This is a genomic window from Bradyrhizobium sp. CSA207 (assembly GCF_029051685.1).
Lineage (GTDB): Bacteria > Pseudomonadota > Alphaproteobacteria > Rhizobiales > Xanthobacteraceae > Bradyrhizobium.
In genome coordinates this window covers 131529-146680 of the sequence record NZ_JAACFT010000017.1, presented here as the reverse complement: position 1 = coordinate 146680, position 15152 = coordinate 131529, and the positions used below count along the sequence as shown (strand labels likewise).

Below are 15152 nucleotides of genomic sequence, written 5' to 3'. Positions count from 1 at the left end.
AGCCGACTTACGCACATGAACAGCGACATCTCTTTTCCGTCACATCGTGAGAACCGGTTTTACCAGGGTACGACCGCGACCTTTGTCGCCAACGCTCTTCAGGCGGTCAATTTTCTCGGCGATCGATTCCTGAGAAAATCGCATCATTCGTTGTCGGCCATCGAGGATCTTTACCGTCATTCGATGGACAGCGCCTTTTCGGCGACTGAAGCTTTCCTAGTCACGGGCGCGCCGCACGCCTCCGCCTATTATCCGCGCGACTTCGCCTGGTTCTATCCCGACGTTCTCGATCCTGAAACCATCATGGATTCGCAGGACGCGGTGCGGCGGGCGCGTTTGCTCGAAAAGAGCGTCCGCCTGTTGCTGAAGGCGGTTCGCGCCGACGTCGTCACGACGACCATCGTTCCGGCGGGGCGTGACCGGTATCTTGGAGTGAATTATTTCTCGCGCCCCTCGGATACGCTGCTCGGCATTCTCGCCGGACTCCAGCAGATGATCTCTGCCGAGGAGAGGGCGTCGTCCTATCTGGCGATGTCACAATGCGCGCATGCGGGCCGTCTGCTGCTGGCCGAATACGGTGTCGACTTGAAGCGGGCGATTTTGCAGCTCGCCAGCGAATTGGAGCCTTTCCATGACGGCGGCATCAGGTATTTGCTTTGCGACGTCAGCCGGCCACGGTCTGCGGCAACGGACACCCGCGCTGAACGCAGGCGCTTTGTCACCAATGCCTGCGTCTACACGACTTTCGTTTGGGGCGTGCAGCTCGGTGTCGTCGATGAGAATGAGCTTAAGTCGCTGCTCGGGCGCGAGCTCTCGCAGTACAAAAGCGACCTTCTGCATCTGTTCGGCAAGGGCGGCTATATCGCGCATTCCCTTGACGGCCCGGCGAGTTCTCCGGTGTCCTCAGTTGCTCTGGATTTCGTCGGCGTGCATCGCGGATTTTGGGACCTGAGTGAGGCCAGCGAACGCGCGCTGTTCGCGGCGACGACAGATCTGATCATCGCCGAACCGCGGTTTCGCATACCCGGAACATCCCACTTCCTCGTGTCGGCGGATAATCCGCGCAACAAGATGATCCACAAGATTGCGGCGCCCGCCTACCAGGGACGATCCTCCTGGCCGACGTTCAACGTCGAGTTTGCCGATCGCATGCTGGACTACGACGAATTCTCAGGTCGCGACATCTACCGGTCCTGCGCCCAAGGGATATTGAAGGACATTCGGACCGCGACCGAAGTTCACGGTGGATATCAGGAATTGTTATCGGAACAGGGCCTGAAATATCGCACCTGGGCCTACAAGGGCGCCGTAGCGCATTCCTGGTTTCCGCGTTTCCTTTCCGTCTGGAGCAGGGCGTTCGGAACGCCCTTGCTCCATTGGAATGACTGATCCGCGCGCTACCCGGCCGTCACGTCGACCAGTTCGCCACCGTCGAGCACCTTGGCTGCCTTGGCGCGGTCGAGGTCGCCTTCCCAGGCCGCGACCACCACGGTCGCAACGCAATTGCCGGTGAGGTTGCCGACCGCGCGGGCCATGCCGATGAACCAGTCGACCGACAGCACCAGCACGAGGCCGATGGCCGGAATGCTCGGCACGGCGTTGAGCGTCGCGGCCAGAATCACGATTGCTGAACCCGGCACGCCATGCGCCCCCTTCGACGTAATCAGCGATACGCCGAGCACGAGCAGGAGGTCGCCGAAGGACAACGGCGTGTTGGTCGCCTGCGCGATGAAGACGACTGCAAGCGTCAGGTAGATCGAGAAGGCGTCGAGATTGAACGAATAGCCGGTCGGAATGACGAGTCCGACGACGGAGTCCTTCACCCCCATCCGCTCCAGCTTCTTCATGATCTGCGGCAGCACCGCATCGGAGGAGGCGGTCGCGAGCACGATGGTCAGCTCCTCGCGCAGGTAGGCGAGGAACTTGAGGATGTTGATTCCGGCGAGCGCCATCACGCTGCCGAGCACGCCGAGTACGAAGATGCCGACCGAGACATAGAACAGCATCACCAGCGAGACGAGTTGCTTCAGCGAGCCGACGCCGTATTTGCCGACAGTGTAGGCTACCGCGCCGAGCACGCCGAGCGGGGCGATGCGCACGATGAGGCCCATGACGCGGAACAGCACGGTCGAGGCGGCATCGATGATGGAGGTGACGAGCTTGCCCTTCTCGCCGCCGACGAGCGCGAGGCCGACGCCGAACAGCACGGCGAAGAACAGGACCTGGAGCACGTCGTTGCGCGACAGGGCGTCGAACGAGGTGCTCGGGATCACGTTGAGCAGGAAGGAGCCGATGCCGCCGCCCTGCAGCTTGTGGGCGTTGTCGGCATAGGTGTTGAGCGCCTTGGCATCCAGCGTCGAGGGATCGATGTTCATGCCATGGCCCGGGCCGAAGATGTAGGCCAGAATCAGACCGACCACGAGGGCCACCGTGGTCATCACCTCGAAATAGACCAGCGCCTTGACGCCGACGCGGCCGACCTTCTTGAGGTCGCCGGCGCCGGCAATGCCGTGCACGACGACGCAGAACACGATGGGCGCCACGATCATCGAAATCAGCTTCAGGAAGGCGTCGCTGAGAATCTTGAGGCTGATGGCGAAGTCAGGCACGGCCACGCCGAGGATGATGCCGAGCATGAGCGCGGCCAAGACCTGGACGAACAGCGAGGTGTAAAGCGGCTTGCGCTCGGCGGCCGGGGCCGCAGCAATGGTCGACATGGTTACTCCCCGTTTTGACGCGTCTTGGACGCCAAAAGGAGCAACAACCGTGCCAGATTGTAGCGGATCCGGCCGAAAATGGCCTATTCCGCCGCCTTCGCCGTTTTGCCGAACATCCGGCTCGGTGCCGGGAAGCCGCAGGACGTCCCGTCGGTGATCTTGACCTGGTCTTCCCACGGCAGGCGGAAGGTGCCTGCGACCATGTCCTGCATGAACGAATAGGGGCAGTCCATCGCGCCGCCCTTCACCGCGACGTAGCCGCGATGCCAGAGCTGGTAGATGTTGTTCTCGACGCCCCAATTGATGCGAGCCTCGCGCACCAGATCGGGCCGCACCTCGGCGGTGATGATCTCGTCGGCCCGGCCGGTTGTGCCATGTGCCAGCACCGTGCCATCGAAATTGACGATCATGCCTTCGCCCATGGAATCGAACGAGCCGTCTGACCCGCACATGCAGACGTTCGCCGTTACCATCAGGTTCTGGAATGAATTGGCCTGGTTGGTGAAGCGCCAGGAGTCGCGGATCGGGGCGGTGTAGCCTGCGGTGCGGATCATGATCTCCGCGCCCTTATAGGCGCATTCGCGCGCCATCTCCGGGAACATGCCGTCGTGGCAGATGATGAGCGCGATCTTGGCGCCCCTGGGGCCCTCGATGACGGGAATACCGACATCGCCCGGCTCCCACGGTTCGACCGGAATCCACGGGTGGAGTTTTCGGTAGTAGAGCTTGATCTCGCCGTGATCGTCGATGATCAGACCAGAGTTGTAGGGATTGCCGTGCGTGTTGAACTCCATGATGGAGAAACAGCCCCAGATCTTGTTGTCGACGCAGGCCTTCTTGAAGGCCGCGACCTCAGGCCCGTCGAGCCGGCACATGATCTCGGGATTGGTGTCCATCGAGAGCCCGTGCAGCGAATATTCCGGGAAGACCACCAGATCCATGGTGGCGAGATTGCGGCGGGCCTTGCCGACCATCCAGACGATGCGCTCGGTCTGCCGCGCCAGATCGGCCGCGGTCGCGACGTTGGGCAATTGCAACTGCACCAGCCCGATCACGACGCCCTCAGGCGATTTGTTCAAGCCGCCAAGCCCGTTCATGAACAGCTCCCTTGCTGGATCAAGCGCTGGCGACATTGCCGGCGCGATCTGTCGGGCGCCAAGCAAATCCGATTTTTGCGGCCGGCAAAAGGCTATTTCTCAGGCGGTGAAGCAAGAGTGCGGGCACCACGCGGGCGGAACATGCCACGAGAGCGCAAAGGCGTATCTGCTATTCCTGATCTCCTGGGAGTCGGTGGGCCTCTTAAGGCTGCCGCCGCGCCGCGCACGAACCCCGCATATTATTGAGGCGCGAGGTGCCTCGAATGTCGCCTTGACCCGTCGCGATCGCCGATGTCAGGGTTATGACATGAGTACAGTAAGACGACACGGCGCAAATCTTCGGGACGAATATGCCGAGTTGACGCGGCAGCGTATCGTTGCGGCTTTCGTCGAGACGCTCGAGGATGATGCCGCCGACGAGGTCTCGATGGCTGCCGTCGCCAAGCGCGCGAAGGTTGCCGAGCGCACCATCTATCGGCACTTCAAGACTCGCGCGGAGCTGTTTGCGGCGGCCGGTGAGTGGATCGAAGACAACGTCTTCGGCTACGTTCCCTTTTCCTCGCCGGACCAACTGCCGGATATCTTTCGCAAGCTCTGCAAGAGCTTCGATCGCCATCCGAATCTTGCGCGTGCAATCGCCATGACGCGGGTCGGCCGCAGCGTGCGGGCCGGCTTTCGGCGGCACCTGATCGACCAGCACAGCAAGGCGATGGCACCTCTGGTGCGGCACCTCAAACCGAAGGAGGTCCGCCAAGCCGAGGCGCTCGCGGCCTATCTCAACAATGTGCTCGCCTGGAGCGCGTTGCGCGAAGATTTCGGCATGTCGAGCGCCGAGATTGCCGATGCGATCGACTGGGCGCTCACCACGCTCCTGAAGGATATCCGGCAGCGCGACACGGCTGCGGCACGGCTGCGTTCCGAACAAGGTGGCAAGCCGCCGCGGAAACGAACCGCAGCGAGAGAGCTGTCATAGGGTGGAGCAGGTCATGACAACCTCGAACGAGATGCCGGACGGCCTCTTGATCAACGCGGCCGATGAGGTTCGCATCCGGCAGGATCTGGCGCTGACGGCGCTCGGTCGCCGCCCGGCCGATCGGAGCTTGCGGGTCGGGCGTTTGCTCGACGTGCACAGCCGCACCTGGAGCGAAGATCAGGAGATCGTGTTCAAGGGCCGAAGGATCGCATGGGTCGGGCCGGCCGGAAGCTATCCTGGCGAAGTCAGCGAACGCGTGCATCGTCCCGATCTTGCGGCCGTTCCAGGTTTCGGTGAAGTGCACAAGCATATCGAAAGCTCGCATCTGACGCCGGAATGGGAGGCCGCGCTGGTGCTGCCGCATGGCAATACCTGGACCTGCGAGGCGAGCCACGAATTCTCCAATGTCAACGGCGCACGCAATCTCGAGTTTTGGTTCGAGGCACGCCGTCGCGGATCGCCGCTCAAAATCTTTCCGCAGCCCGGATCGGCGGTGCCGCCCACGGCCTATGAGTGGGGCGGCGGCTGGTATGGTCGCGACGAGCAGGCGAGCTTCATGAGCGAGAGCCTGATGGTCACGGGGCTCGACGAGGTGATGGACTGGCCGGCGGTCTGGAATCCCGACAACCCGTCCTACAAGCGGCTATGGGGCATGATCGAAGCCACGTTCGCGGCGCGCGGCGTCGTCGAAGGCCATGGCTCCGGTCTGCGGGACCTGCCATCCATCAACGCCTTTGCCGCGGCCGGGCTCGCCTCCGACCATGAAGTGCAGACGCCGGAGGAGACCTGGGACAAGCTCATCCGCGGTCTCTTCATCGAGTTGCGCGTCTACGCCATGCCTGAAACCGTCGCCTGGCTGCTCGCCAAGGGTTTGCAAGACTGGTCGCAGATCGCATTCACCACCGACGACCGCAGCGCCAGCCATACGCTCGAACTCGGCGCCAGCGATCACAACGCGCGGGTCGCGATCGAGGCCGGTCTGACGCCGGAAGTCGCGATCCAGTGTCTTACCATCAATCCCGCGCGGCACATGCGCATCACCCCGTTCGTCGGCAGTCTTGCCCCTGGGCGTTTTGGCGACGTCGTGCTGCTCTCGGATCTCGCCACGCTGAGCATCGCCGAAGTCTGGGCCGACGGTGCGCAGGTGTCTGAAGGCAAGCACTACCTGGGCAAGGTCCCCGAAATCTCCTGGCCCGATTGGGCAACCAGGACGGTGAATATCAAGCGCGCGATCCAACCGAAGGACTTCGAGCTGTCGGCCGAACCCGGCCGCACCACGATGAAAGCTGCCGTGATCCGCCCGTTCCATTGGCATCCGGAGTTCTACACAGTCGAATTGCCGGTGCGTGACGGCGCCGTGCAGCGCGATGAGAGCGAGGCCATCACCAAATTTGCCATCGTCGATCGCTTCTCCGGCGACGGCCGGGTTGCAAAAATGTTCTGGCGCGGTTGCGGACCGCGCACGCCGGAGACAGCACTTGCCTGCTCGGTCGCGCACGACAAGCACAACATCTGGGTGGTCGGCTCATCCGACGCCGCGATGGCCAAGGCCGTGAACGCGCTGGTCGAACGCCAGGGCGGATGGGCGCTGGTGCGCGAAGGCGAGCTCGTTGCCACCGTGCGGTTCGAGGTTGGCGGATTGATGAGTTGCAGCTCGGCGCAGGCGCTCGATGCCGAGATGCAGGCGCTCTATGCGGAGGGCCGCAAGGTGGACTGGATGTATGAGCCGACCTTCCGGCCGCGCTGGTATCCCGGATTTCCTGAGCGCTTGATGTTCGCGACGCTGACCTGCGCGCCCTGGAGCTGGGTGCTGGTCGCGCCCTGCGAGCAGGCGCCGCTCGGATTTATCAACGTCCAGACCGGCGAAGCGCACCCGGTGGTCTGGTGAGTGCTGATGGGGAGACGGCGATGAACGAGATGACGCTGCCGCAAACGAATTCCGCAGACATCGCGCCAAAATCCGTCGGCCCGTCGGGCCCGCAGGGTCCAATCGACCGCCTCTTCGGCCTGTCCGAGCGCGGCACCACCGTTGGACGCGAGCTGATGGCCGGTGCGACCACATTCGCTGCGATGGCGTATATCATCGCAGTGAACCCGGCGATCATGTCCAATGCCGGGATGGATCGCGCCGATCTTGTCAGCGCGACAGCGCTCGCGGCGATCTTCGGTTCGGTATTGATGGGGCTTTGGGCCAATCTGCCGCTCGCCGTTGCGCCCGCGATGGGCTCTAACGTCATCTTCACCTATGTGATCGTCAAGCAGATGGGCATGCCCTGGCAGGGCGCGCTCGCCATGGTCGCCTTTACGGGCGTGCTATTCCTGATCCTCAGCCTGTCGAAGCTGCGCGAGCGTATAGCACGCGACGTTCCCGAAGCGTTGAAGATCGGCATCCAGGCCGCGGTCGGCACCTTAATCGTGTTCATTGCGCTGCGCGGCGCCGGCTTCGTGGTGCAGAACCCCTCGACCTATATCGCCATGGGATCGCTGCGCAGCCCGCCGGTGCTGCTCACACTCGCAGGTCTGCTGCTTACGCCGGTGCTGGTGGCGCGACGTGTTCCCGGCGGACTCATCTTGTCGATCGCCGTGCTGACCCTGATCGGCTTCTTCGTTCCCGGTGCAAACGGCAAGATGGTAACCTCGATGCCATCGGCGATCCTGTCATGGCCGCGCTGGCCCACCAGCACCTTCATGGCACTCGACGTCGGTTACCTCATCAGTCATTTCGTCGTGGCGCTGCCACTGCTGTTCTACTTCCTGTGCGCCGAATTCTTCTCGACTCTGGGAACGCTGATCGGTGTGACCGGTGCCGCCAATTTGCGTCGCCCGGATGGCTCGATCCCGAATGCCACCGCCGCCTTCGCTACCGATGCGACGGCGTCCATCGTCGGCCCGCTGCTCGGCACGTCGGTGGTGACGGCCTACATCGAGTCGATCACGGGCGTGCAGGCCGGGGGTCGCACCGGCCTGACGTCGCTGACGGTCGCGGCGTTCTTCTGCCTCGCCTTGTTCTTCTGGCCCGTCTTCGTCATCATTCCACCGCAAGCAACCGCACCTGCGCTGGTGCTCGTCGGCGTGCTGATGATGCAGGGCCTCGCCCGCATTGACATGACCGATCTGGTCAACGCCGTGCCCATCGTGCTGACGCTGCTGGTCACCGTGCTGACCAACAATCTCATCAACGGAATGGCGCTCGGGACGCTGAGCTATATCGCGCTGGAGGTTGCGATGGGCCGGCGCGCGCGGATTCCTGCCATGGTCTGGGGTCTCGGCGTGGTGTTCATCGCCTATGCGTTCGTGACCGCACAGATCTTTTGAGATGTCCGGATGTCGCGAAAAATCTAGGCCGCCAGATCGAGGAGGTGGCAAGATCCCCGCACCAGCACCTTGCGCCCTGTCGAGGTCATGACGGGAATGCCGTCCCTGATCGTGACAAGACCGAACTTGACCAGGTCTTCGACGACGTAGGTCTTCGCGAGGCGACCGCGCGGCATAGGATTGCGAAGCGCTTTCAGAACCTCCCACTGGTCCGGCGAAAGATCCAAGTCGACATCGATGTTCATGTTGCCTCAAATATGTGACCGTTCGCGTGCACCTGTTAACGGCGCTGCATGAACACCGTGCGACGACATTGAGTCGGGAATTCGATAGCTGTTTAGAAGGTCTCTTCACAAATTGCCGCACGTTGTTGCGTCACAATATTTAAGATCCGCAGCGGACGAATATCGTCCGGGTCATCGATCACTAATTAATGATGTTGTGTGATGCTGCGCCGCAAGGTTCGCCCTGCACGGGCAGTACCGCTGCCCCATTCCGCGCTGCAATGTTGCCCAGGAAGGTGAGCAGAGCGTTCAAGACTCTGTTACGCTGATTTGCGGGGAATAGCTTCACGCGGCAGGAGTGGAGTGCATGAACAGGCTGATCGAAATTCGCAGTCAGGAATTGTTTTGCCGGGAGCGCGCGGCGCTGGATTCGGAGCGACGCGTTTTCTGGCTAGCGCAGGCGGAAGAGTGGGAGCAGCGTGCTCTCGACGAAATCGCGTATCACTTCCGCGAGTGCAATCTGGCTGGGGCCGAGCTGGCTGCCGCCTGACGCGAGCCGATCGTCGCCTACTGATAAGTCGCCACGATGTCGGACACTGCGCGCTCGAGTTGCTGGGCGGTGGCGCATTGGCGCACGAGGCTGCAAAAGGTCGCGTAGCGCGGCATTTCCGAGTCGCCAAAGCCCCAGGCGAGCCGTCCTTCGGGATTGAGCCAGACCAGCCGTTTCGAGCGCTCGGAGATACGGCGCAAAATGTCGGCGCGCGGGTCGAGGTTGTTGCTGCGGGCATCGCCGAGCACGATTACCGTGGTCTGCGGCGTTAGCGTGCTCATCCACTCCTTCTCGAAATCGACGAGGGAAGAACCATAGTCGGATGAGCCGAAGCCAACCTTGGACATGATCTCGGCCATGGCCTCTTCCGGCGACTTCGATTCCAGGATGTCGCTGACCTCGATCAGATGCGAGGAAAAGGCGAAAGAGCGGACGTCGCCGACCACTTCATGCAGCGAGTGGATCAGGAGCAGGAAAAAATCGGAGACCTGCGCGACCGAGCCCGAGACATCGCACAGCGCTACGATCTTCGGCCGATCGCGATGCTTGCGCTTCCAGGCCGTAAGGAAGGGGACGCCGCCCCAGGCCGCGTTGCGGCGCAGCGTGCGGCGTACGTCCAGATGACCGCGGCGCTGACGCTTGCGCGGCTTTGAATAGCGTTCGCGCAGCCGCCGCGCGATCTGGCGGATGAGCGCGCGCATCTCCGCGACCTGACGCCGTTCGATGCGCGCGAGCGGCGCGTTGCGCAAGATCTCGTTGCGGAGGTTTTCGGCCTCCTCGCGGGCATAGAGCGCAAGCCCCTGCGCGACGGTGTCGCGCACGGCCTCGCGCAAGCCGTCGAGCGTGGCGCGGAGGCGCTCGGCCAATGCCGGGTTGGTCGCGGTCAGATCGTCGAGGTCGTCGCGGAGCCGCTGGAGGCCCATGGCGTCGAGGATGCGGCTGGAGAAAATGCCGCGTTGCGTGGAGTAGCGGATGTCGGACAGGGACGCCGCGCCGGCGGCGCTGGCGATCGCGGCTGCGATCGCATTGCGGTCTTGCGAAAGCAGCATCTGCGCAAGCGGGCCCAGTCCTTCGGACGGCTGATTTTCGCCCGCATCGCTGGTTGCACCCGAGGAGCGAGATTGAGCCGCTTCATGCGGAGTGTCGTCATTGCTGGCCTCAGGCTGCTGTTGTCGCGGCTCTGGCTGGCTGAAGAACAGGTCAAAACAGTCGCCGAGTGCGAGCTTTTCGTCTTGCGATTTGGCGAGGGTCAGAAGGAGGGTGTCGCGCAGGATGGCGCGGTCGGACACGCCAACCTCTGCGACCGCACGCATCGCATCGATGCTTTCAGCAGGCGAGACATGCACGCCGGCACCGCGCGCCGCCCGAAAGAAACGATGGATATTCTCGCGCATCGGAGTCAACCGAAGACGTTGGATCGTGCTGCCTTGGCAATGAAGGTCGTGATCTGGGGCTGAGCCGCTTCGATGTCGGCCTCGTATTTCAGAAGCACGTTGAGTGTGTCCTGGACGATCTCGGTGTCGAGCTCCGAAGCCTCAAGCAGCACCAGCACGCGCGCCCAATCGATGGTCTCGCTGACCGAAGGCAGCTTCTTCAGATCCAGCGAGCGGATTTCGTGGATGAAGCCCACCATCTGCCGGCGCAGCGTCTGTGTGATGCCGGGCACGCGGCTTTCGACGATGCGCTCCTCCAGCCGCTGCTCGGGGAAGCCGATATGCAGATGCAGACAGCGCCGCTTCAAGGCGTCGCCGAGATCGCGCTCGCTGTTGGAGGTAAGGATCACCGTCGGCGGCGTGATCGCGAAGACCGTGCCGAGCTCGGGGATCGTGACCTGGAAGTCCGAGAGGATCTCGAGCAGCAGCGATTCGAATTCAGCGTCGGACTTGTCGATCTCGTCGATCAGCAGCACACAGCCGCCGGGATGCTCGAGCGCCTGAAGCAGCGGCCTCGGCTCGACGAACTCCTTGGAGAAGAACACGTCGCCGAAATCGTGGAGCTGTTCGAGCGCGGCATGCAGCGTCTGTGCACCACCAAGGACTTCGCCGAGCTTGTCCTTGAGGATTTGGGTATAGAGGAGCTGCTTGGCGTATTTCCACTCGTAGAGCGCCTTGGCCTCGTCGAGACCCTCATAGCATTGCAGCCGGATCATCTTCTTGCCGCGCCAGGCGGCAACCGCCTTGGCAAGCTCGGTCTTGCCGACGCCCGCGGGGCCCTCGACCAGGATCGGCTTCTCGATCTGCTGCGACAAATAGACGGCGGTCGCGATCTGCCGGCTCGCGATATAGCCCTGCGCGGCGAGGCCGCTCTCCACTGCCTCGATCGCGGTCGAGGCCTTCTGTTCAGCCACGAAAGGGCGCTCCCAAAGGTCTTGCTTGAGGCTTGTTCTGCCTGTGTTCCAAGCAAAGAACAAGCCTCGTTTGGGAAGCAGCAGACCCGCGCGAGCGGCCATTTTTCCGTTTGGCGCAAATACTTGCGCGATTGGCCGATCGTACGATCAGTGCCGCGACAGCTCCGGCTTTCGGATCGTCTGCCTGACCTCGGCACCGCAATCGGCGCATTCATAGACGAAGTCGATCTTGGCAAGGCTCCAGTGCGGCTCGACCTCGCGCACATACATCGGCAGGAACCCCATGCAGGTGGGGCAAATCACAGGCGCGATTTCGATATCCTGATGACGCTGTACATAAGCTGGCATCTCGGCTCTCCTTCGCAGGCGACCACCAAACCCCGCACAAACGTTACTGCCGGTTGCGCCGGCGTCGTCATCAACTCTTTCGAACAGAGGCGGAACGGCGGAAGTTTAGTGTTCGCTGTGACATTCTTGTTACGGCTCTGTACTGTAACGAGCAGACCAAATGCCTATTTCACAGGCCGATCCGGTTCTCGGACCTCACTGCAACGATAAGGGAGCAACCCCATGACGCATGCCATTCGCTTTCACAAGACCGGCGGCCCTGAAGTCCTGGTCTGGGAGGAAGTCAGTGTCGGCAAGCCCGGGCCCGGTGAAGCGCGTATCCGCCACACCGCCGTCGGTCTCAACTTCGTCGACATCTACAACCGCTCGGGTCTTTATCCTGCGCAACTGCCGAGTGGTCTTGGCAGCGAGGCGGCCGGCGTCGTCGAGGAAATTGGACCCGGCGTTACCGATCTGAAGCCGGGCGATCGCGTCGCCTACGGCGCCTCGCCGCTCGGCGCCTATTCGGAGGCACGGCTGATCCCTGCCGACCGGCTGTTGAAGCTGCCCGACGGCGTCGACGACAAGACCGCGGCGGCGATGATGCTGAAGGGCCTCACCACGCAGTATCTGATCCGGCAGACCTATCGGGTGAAGGCCGGCGACACCATTCTGCTCCACGCGGCAGCCGGGGGCGTCGGGTTGATCCTGAGCCAGTGGGCCAAGCATCTCGGCGCGACCGTGATCGGCACCGTCAGCAACGACGAGAAGGCGAAGCTCGCCAAGGCGCATGGCTGCGACCACGTCATCATCTACACCCGCGAGGATTTCGTAAAGCGCGTCGACGAGATCACCGGCGGCAAGAAGGTGCCGGTGGTTTATGATTCCGTCGGCAAGGACACCTTCCTGAAATCGCTGGATTGCCTCGCGCCGCTCGGTGTTGCTGCATTGTTCGGCGCCTCCTCCGGCGCGGTCGAGCCGCTCAATCTTGGCCTGCTCGCGCAGAAGGGCTCGCTCTACGTCACCCGCCCGACCCTGTTTACTTACGCAGCCAAGCGCGAGAGCCTGGTCGCGATGGCAGGGGAACTGTTCGACGTCGTCAAGTCGGGCGCTGTCAAGATCGAGGTGCGTCAGACCTATCCGTTGAAGGATGCGGCGAAGGCGCATGCCGATCTCGCCGCGCGCAAGACCACGGGATCGACCGTACTCACGGTGTAGTCTCCGGCCGGATAGTGGCGTGGGCCGCAGGCCTGCGTCACGTTCGTTCGTGCTTGCGCAGGTCGCGGGCGTGATCGAGGCGGATCGCCTGGAGGTCGACTTGGTCAGGCGGGATTTGGGGGAGGGCGGCCTCGGTCAGGATCGCCTCGGTCACGTCCTCGACCGATTGGTCCACGATCTCGTGAATGAAAGAGATGTTTCGATACTCGCCCGAGGTGATGCGGGAGACGACATCGCGCCGGGTGATTTCGGGGTCGACGACCGCCTCGCGGCCACGCCGCCCATAATCGAGCATCACGACGAAATACTGCATGGAATGGCCCTGCCGCGGCCCAACTGGTCCGGGTCGCGGCAGAGTATTTCTGAAAATCATAATTTAGTCAAGCGCGATTTCCAAAAATCGGAAATTTGCGCCAGGCGCCTATTTGCTCTTCTTGCGGGGGCGCGCCGACTTGGCGCGCAGCCGCTCGAGCTGACCCTTGGGCATCGACAGGCAGATCTCGCCGACCCAGTCCAGCTTGACGCCGACGATCGGCTTGGCATTGAAACTGGTGAGGTTGACGACGGAGGGGGTTTTGCCGCGCTCGATGGTCTTCAGGTAGCGTTCCCCGGTCTTCAGTCGCACCGCCGCCTCTTCGCCGTAGAAGCTCGACAGCGGATGGCGCTGGTCCTTATAGACCACGATTACGTCGCCGCTCTCGTATTTAGGCAGCATCGAATCGCCCACGATCTCGAAGGCGACGGTCTCCTCCATGATGGGGAAGGGCAGCGCGATGTCGCCGAGCCCCTCGGGAGGAACCTGTTCATAATCCGGCTCGATCACCGCGCCGGCGCCGACCCGGCCCATGATCGGCGCGAGATTCAGCTCGAGATATTCCATAATCGGAATAATTTCCGACGCCTTCACCAGGCGTTCGCCGCCGAGGATCTCCGACACTGCGCCCGGCCGCACGCCCATGGCGGCGGCAAGGCCGCCCTTGCTCTTGCCCGTCTTCTCCAGGCCGCGTTCGATCATTGCAACGTCCAACATGGTGATTCCCTTGATTACCCGTGGTCTTGCCTCTTGTAATCCGAAATTCGGAATTGATGCAATTATGAATATCAGAAGTTTCGATTGACTTTTGTTTCGGAATACCGGAATGTGTGTTCCGCCACCCGACCGCAAGGGTCGACATGTGGCGCATCACGGGACAGCAGCATGGAACCGGGCCATTGGCCGTCGGAGCACTCCGACGTGCTTCGCGACTATTTTCTCAAAGGAATGTCCTATGCGGAGATCGGAAGACAGATTAACGCAAGGTTTGGAACGGCTTACTCACGCAATGCCGTGGTCGGCCGCGCCAAGCGGCTCGGACTCGCGGCGCCAGCACGGATGACCAGTCCGTCAATCGTTCCGTCCTTACTCGGCGAGGCCTGTCTGCTTTCTCCGGGACGTCAGACGTTGCCATATTTGAACCTGCCGCCAAAATCCGCGCTGAAGCCGGCCGCGCCGGTCAAGTGGCGCTGTGTTGGCGTACAGCCGCGCCTGGTCTCTCTGGTTGAACTCGAACCAGGCGACTGCCGCTATCCCTATGGCGGCGACAGGGATGGGGAAGAGATCACTTTCTGCGGTCATCCACTCCAGCCGGGCTCCAGCTATTGTGCGCCCCATCTCCGCCTGACTCGCCGACCCGCAACCGGCTCCGCGCGCAATGCGGGGCCCGTCCTGCTGAGGCTCGTTTCTGCCGCCTGACCGCCCGTTCAACCGTATTTTTCTGCAAGGGAGTATTCGAGTGGGACGTGTTCGACGCAATAGTTCCTACAAGTTGGCCAAGGTCTACGACCGCCGGTCGCGCGAGCTGCCGTTCAATGGCGAGGTGGCCGAGATCGAGGTCGACGATCCCCTGGCGCTCGATTCCGGCGACAGGATCGTCGCCCTGCGTTCCATCCGCAACGATCCGCTTGGCCGGCTGCATTCGCACCACCAGATCGACGAGGTGCAATACCGAGGCGGGCGGGCGTTCCAGAGCGACTGGGAGAGGGCGGAGCGGGGGCCTCAGGCGGTGGATCCGACCCGCGAATATGTCGATGGCGCGCGCACGCGCGAGCCTGTCACCGAAAGCCAGCGCCAGGCGGTGCTGCGGCTGAACCGGATCGAGCGCGAGCTCGGCACCGATGGTGCCGCGCTCGTGCACGACGTACTGGTGCTGGGCCTGACGATGGACCAGATCGGACAGCGCCGCGCCGTCCGCACCCAGCGCTGGAACGACTATTTTGCGCGGCGCTTTCGCGAATGCCTCGACCGGCTGGCGCTGATCTACGGTTTTGCAACAGAAGCCACAGGACGGCGCCCCGAGTCGCATCGATAATGTGGGCGCCGGCGGCTTTCGCCGCTGGCGCCGCCG

General features: G+C 62.6%; 16 protein-coding genes. 8 read left to right on the top strand and 8 right to left on the bottom strand.

All coding sequences use genetic code 11. The features are described 5' to 3' along the window. The first annotated feature begins 15 nt into the window (after nucleotides 1-15). Complete coding sequence (locus GWG65_RS20660; protein WP_275197384.1) at nucleotides 16-1389, top strand: hypothetical protein; 1374 nt, start codon at nucleotides 16-18, stop codon at nucleotides 1387-1389. 8 nt (nucleotides 1390-1397) lie between these two features. Here the strand turns inward: GWG65_RS20660 and GWG65_RS20655 are convergent, their stop codons facing one another. Both GWG65_RS20655 and GWG65_RS20650 read right to left on the bottom strand, forming a co-directional pair. After that, entirely contained in the window at nucleotides 1398-2717 is a 1320-nt protein-coding gene (locus GWG65_RS20655; RefSeq protein WP_275197383.1) for a dicarboxylate/amino acid:cation symporter, read from the bottom strand. 83 nt (nucleotides 2718-2800) lie between these two features. Beyond that, on the bottom strand, nucleotides 2801-3814 hold the full coding sequence (locus GWG65_RS20650; protein WP_275197381.1) for a formamidase: 1014 nt from the start codon (nucleotides 3812-3814) through the stop codon (nucleotides 2801-2803). A 307-nt stretch (nucleotides 3815-4121) separates the two neighbouring features. Here GWG65_RS20650 and GWG65_RS20645 point away from each other — a divergent pair, with 307 nt between their 5' ends. The 3 genes from GWG65_RS20645 to GWG65_RS20635 are packed head-to-tail and all read left to right on the top strand — an operon-like array spanning nucleotide 4122 to nucleotide 8102. Continuing rightward, the gene (locus tag GWG65_RS20645) at nucleotides 4122-4787 is read left to right on the top strand and encodes a TetR family transcriptional regulator (protein ID WP_275197380.1); all 666 of its coding nucleotides are present in this window, start codon (nucleotides 4122-4124) and stop codon (nucleotides 4785-4787) included. 13 nt (nucleotides 4788-4800) lie between these two features. Next, nucleotides 4801-6675 (top strand): adenine deaminase C-terminal domain-containing protein, encoded by a 1875-nt coding sequence (locus GWG65_RS20640; RefSeq protein ID WP_275197379.1) that lies wholly within the window; start codon nucleotides 4801-4803, stop codon nucleotides 6673-6675. A 20-nt stretch (nucleotides 6676-6695) separates the two neighbouring features. Then, nucleotides 6696-8102, top strand: a complete 1407-nt coding sequence (locus GWG65_RS20635; RefSeq protein ID WP_275197378.1) for an NCS2 family permease — start codon at nucleotides 6696-6698, stop codon at nucleotides 8100-8102. Between the two features lie 23 nt (nucleotides 8103-8125). Here GWG65_RS20635 and GWG65_RS20630 read toward each other — a convergent pair whose 3' ends face one another. Then, nucleotides 8126-8347, bottom strand: a complete 222-nt coding sequence (locus tag GWG65_RS20630) for a hypothetical protein (protein WP_275197377.1) — start codon at nucleotides 8345-8347, stop codon at nucleotides 8126-8128. Between the two features lie 346 nt (nucleotides 8348-8693). Between GWG65_RS20630 and GWG65_RS20625 the strand changes: the two genes are divergently transcribed. Next, a complete protein-coding gene (locus GWG65_RS20625; protein ID WP_275197376.1) occupies nucleotides 8694-8876 on the top strand; it encodes a hypothetical protein in 183 nt (60 codons plus the stop codon). A gap of 17 nt (nucleotides 8877-8893) precedes the next feature. On the opposite strand, the gene GWG65_RS20620 is transcribed toward GWG65_RS20625, so the two are convergent. The 3 genes from GWG65_RS20620 to GWG65_RS20610 all read right to left on the bottom strand — a co-directional run bounded on the left by GWG65_RS20620 (nucleotide 8894) and on the right by GWG65_RS20610 (nucleotide 11571). Continuing rightward, complete coding sequence (locus GWG65_RS20620) at nucleotides 8894-10270, bottom strand: VWA domain-containing protein (RefSeq protein ID WP_275197375.1); 1377 nt, start codon at nucleotides 10268-10270, stop codon at nucleotides 8894-8896. Nucleotides 10271-10275: 5 nt separating this feature from the next. Then, nucleotides 10276-11223 carry a MoxR family ATPase gene (locus GWG65_RS20615; protein ID WP_275197374.1) on the bottom strand — a complete coding sequence of 316 codons (948 nt, stop codon included), beginning with the start codon at nucleotides 11221-11223 and terminating at the stop codon, nucleotides 10276-10278. 147 nt (nucleotides 11224-11370) lie between these two features. Next, the gene (locus tag GWG65_RS20610) at nucleotides 11371-11571 is read right to left on the bottom strand and encodes a hypothetical protein (protein ID WP_275197373.1); all 201 of its coding nucleotides are present in this window, start codon (nucleotides 11569-11571) and stop codon (nucleotides 11371-11373) included. 222 nt (nucleotides 11572-11793) lie between these two features. Between GWG65_RS20610 and GWG65_RS20605 the strand changes: the two genes are divergently transcribed. Next, entirely contained in the window at nucleotides 11794-12768 is a 975-nt protein-coding gene (locus GWG65_RS20605; protein WP_275197372.1) for a quinone oxidoreductase, read from the top strand. Between the two features lie 37 nt (nucleotides 12769-12805). Here GWG65_RS20605 and GWG65_RS20600 read toward each other — a convergent pair whose 3' ends face one another. After that, the gene (locus GWG65_RS20600) at nucleotides 12806-13081 is read right to left on the bottom strand and encodes a hypothetical protein (RefSeq protein ID WP_275197371.1); all 276 of its coding nucleotides are present in this window, start codon (nucleotides 13079-13081) and stop codon (nucleotides 12806-12808) included. A gap of 108 nt (nucleotides 13082-13189) precedes the next feature. Continuing rightward, nucleotides 13190-13798: a S24 family peptidase gene (locus tag GWG65_RS20595; RefSeq protein ID WP_275197370.1), complete on the bottom strand. Its 609-nt coding sequence runs from the start codon at nucleotides 13796-13798 to the stop codon at nucleotides 13190-13192. Nucleotides 13799-13966: 168 nt separating this feature from the next. On the opposite strand from GWG65_RS20595, the gene GWG65_RS20590 reads away from it, so the two are divergent. Beyond that, complete coding sequence (locus GWG65_RS20590; protein ID WP_275197420.1) at nucleotides 13967-14500, top strand: GcrA family cell cycle regulator; 534 nt, start codon at nucleotides 13967-13969, stop codon at nucleotides 14498-14500. A 40-nt stretch (nucleotides 14501-14540) separates the two neighbouring features. Further along, nucleotides 14541-15116 (top strand): hypothetical protein, encoded by a 576-nt coding sequence (locus tag GWG65_RS20585; protein WP_275197369.1) that lies wholly within the window; start codon nucleotides 14541-14543, stop codon nucleotides 15114-15116. Nucleotides 15117-15152 lie beyond the last annotated feature (36 nt).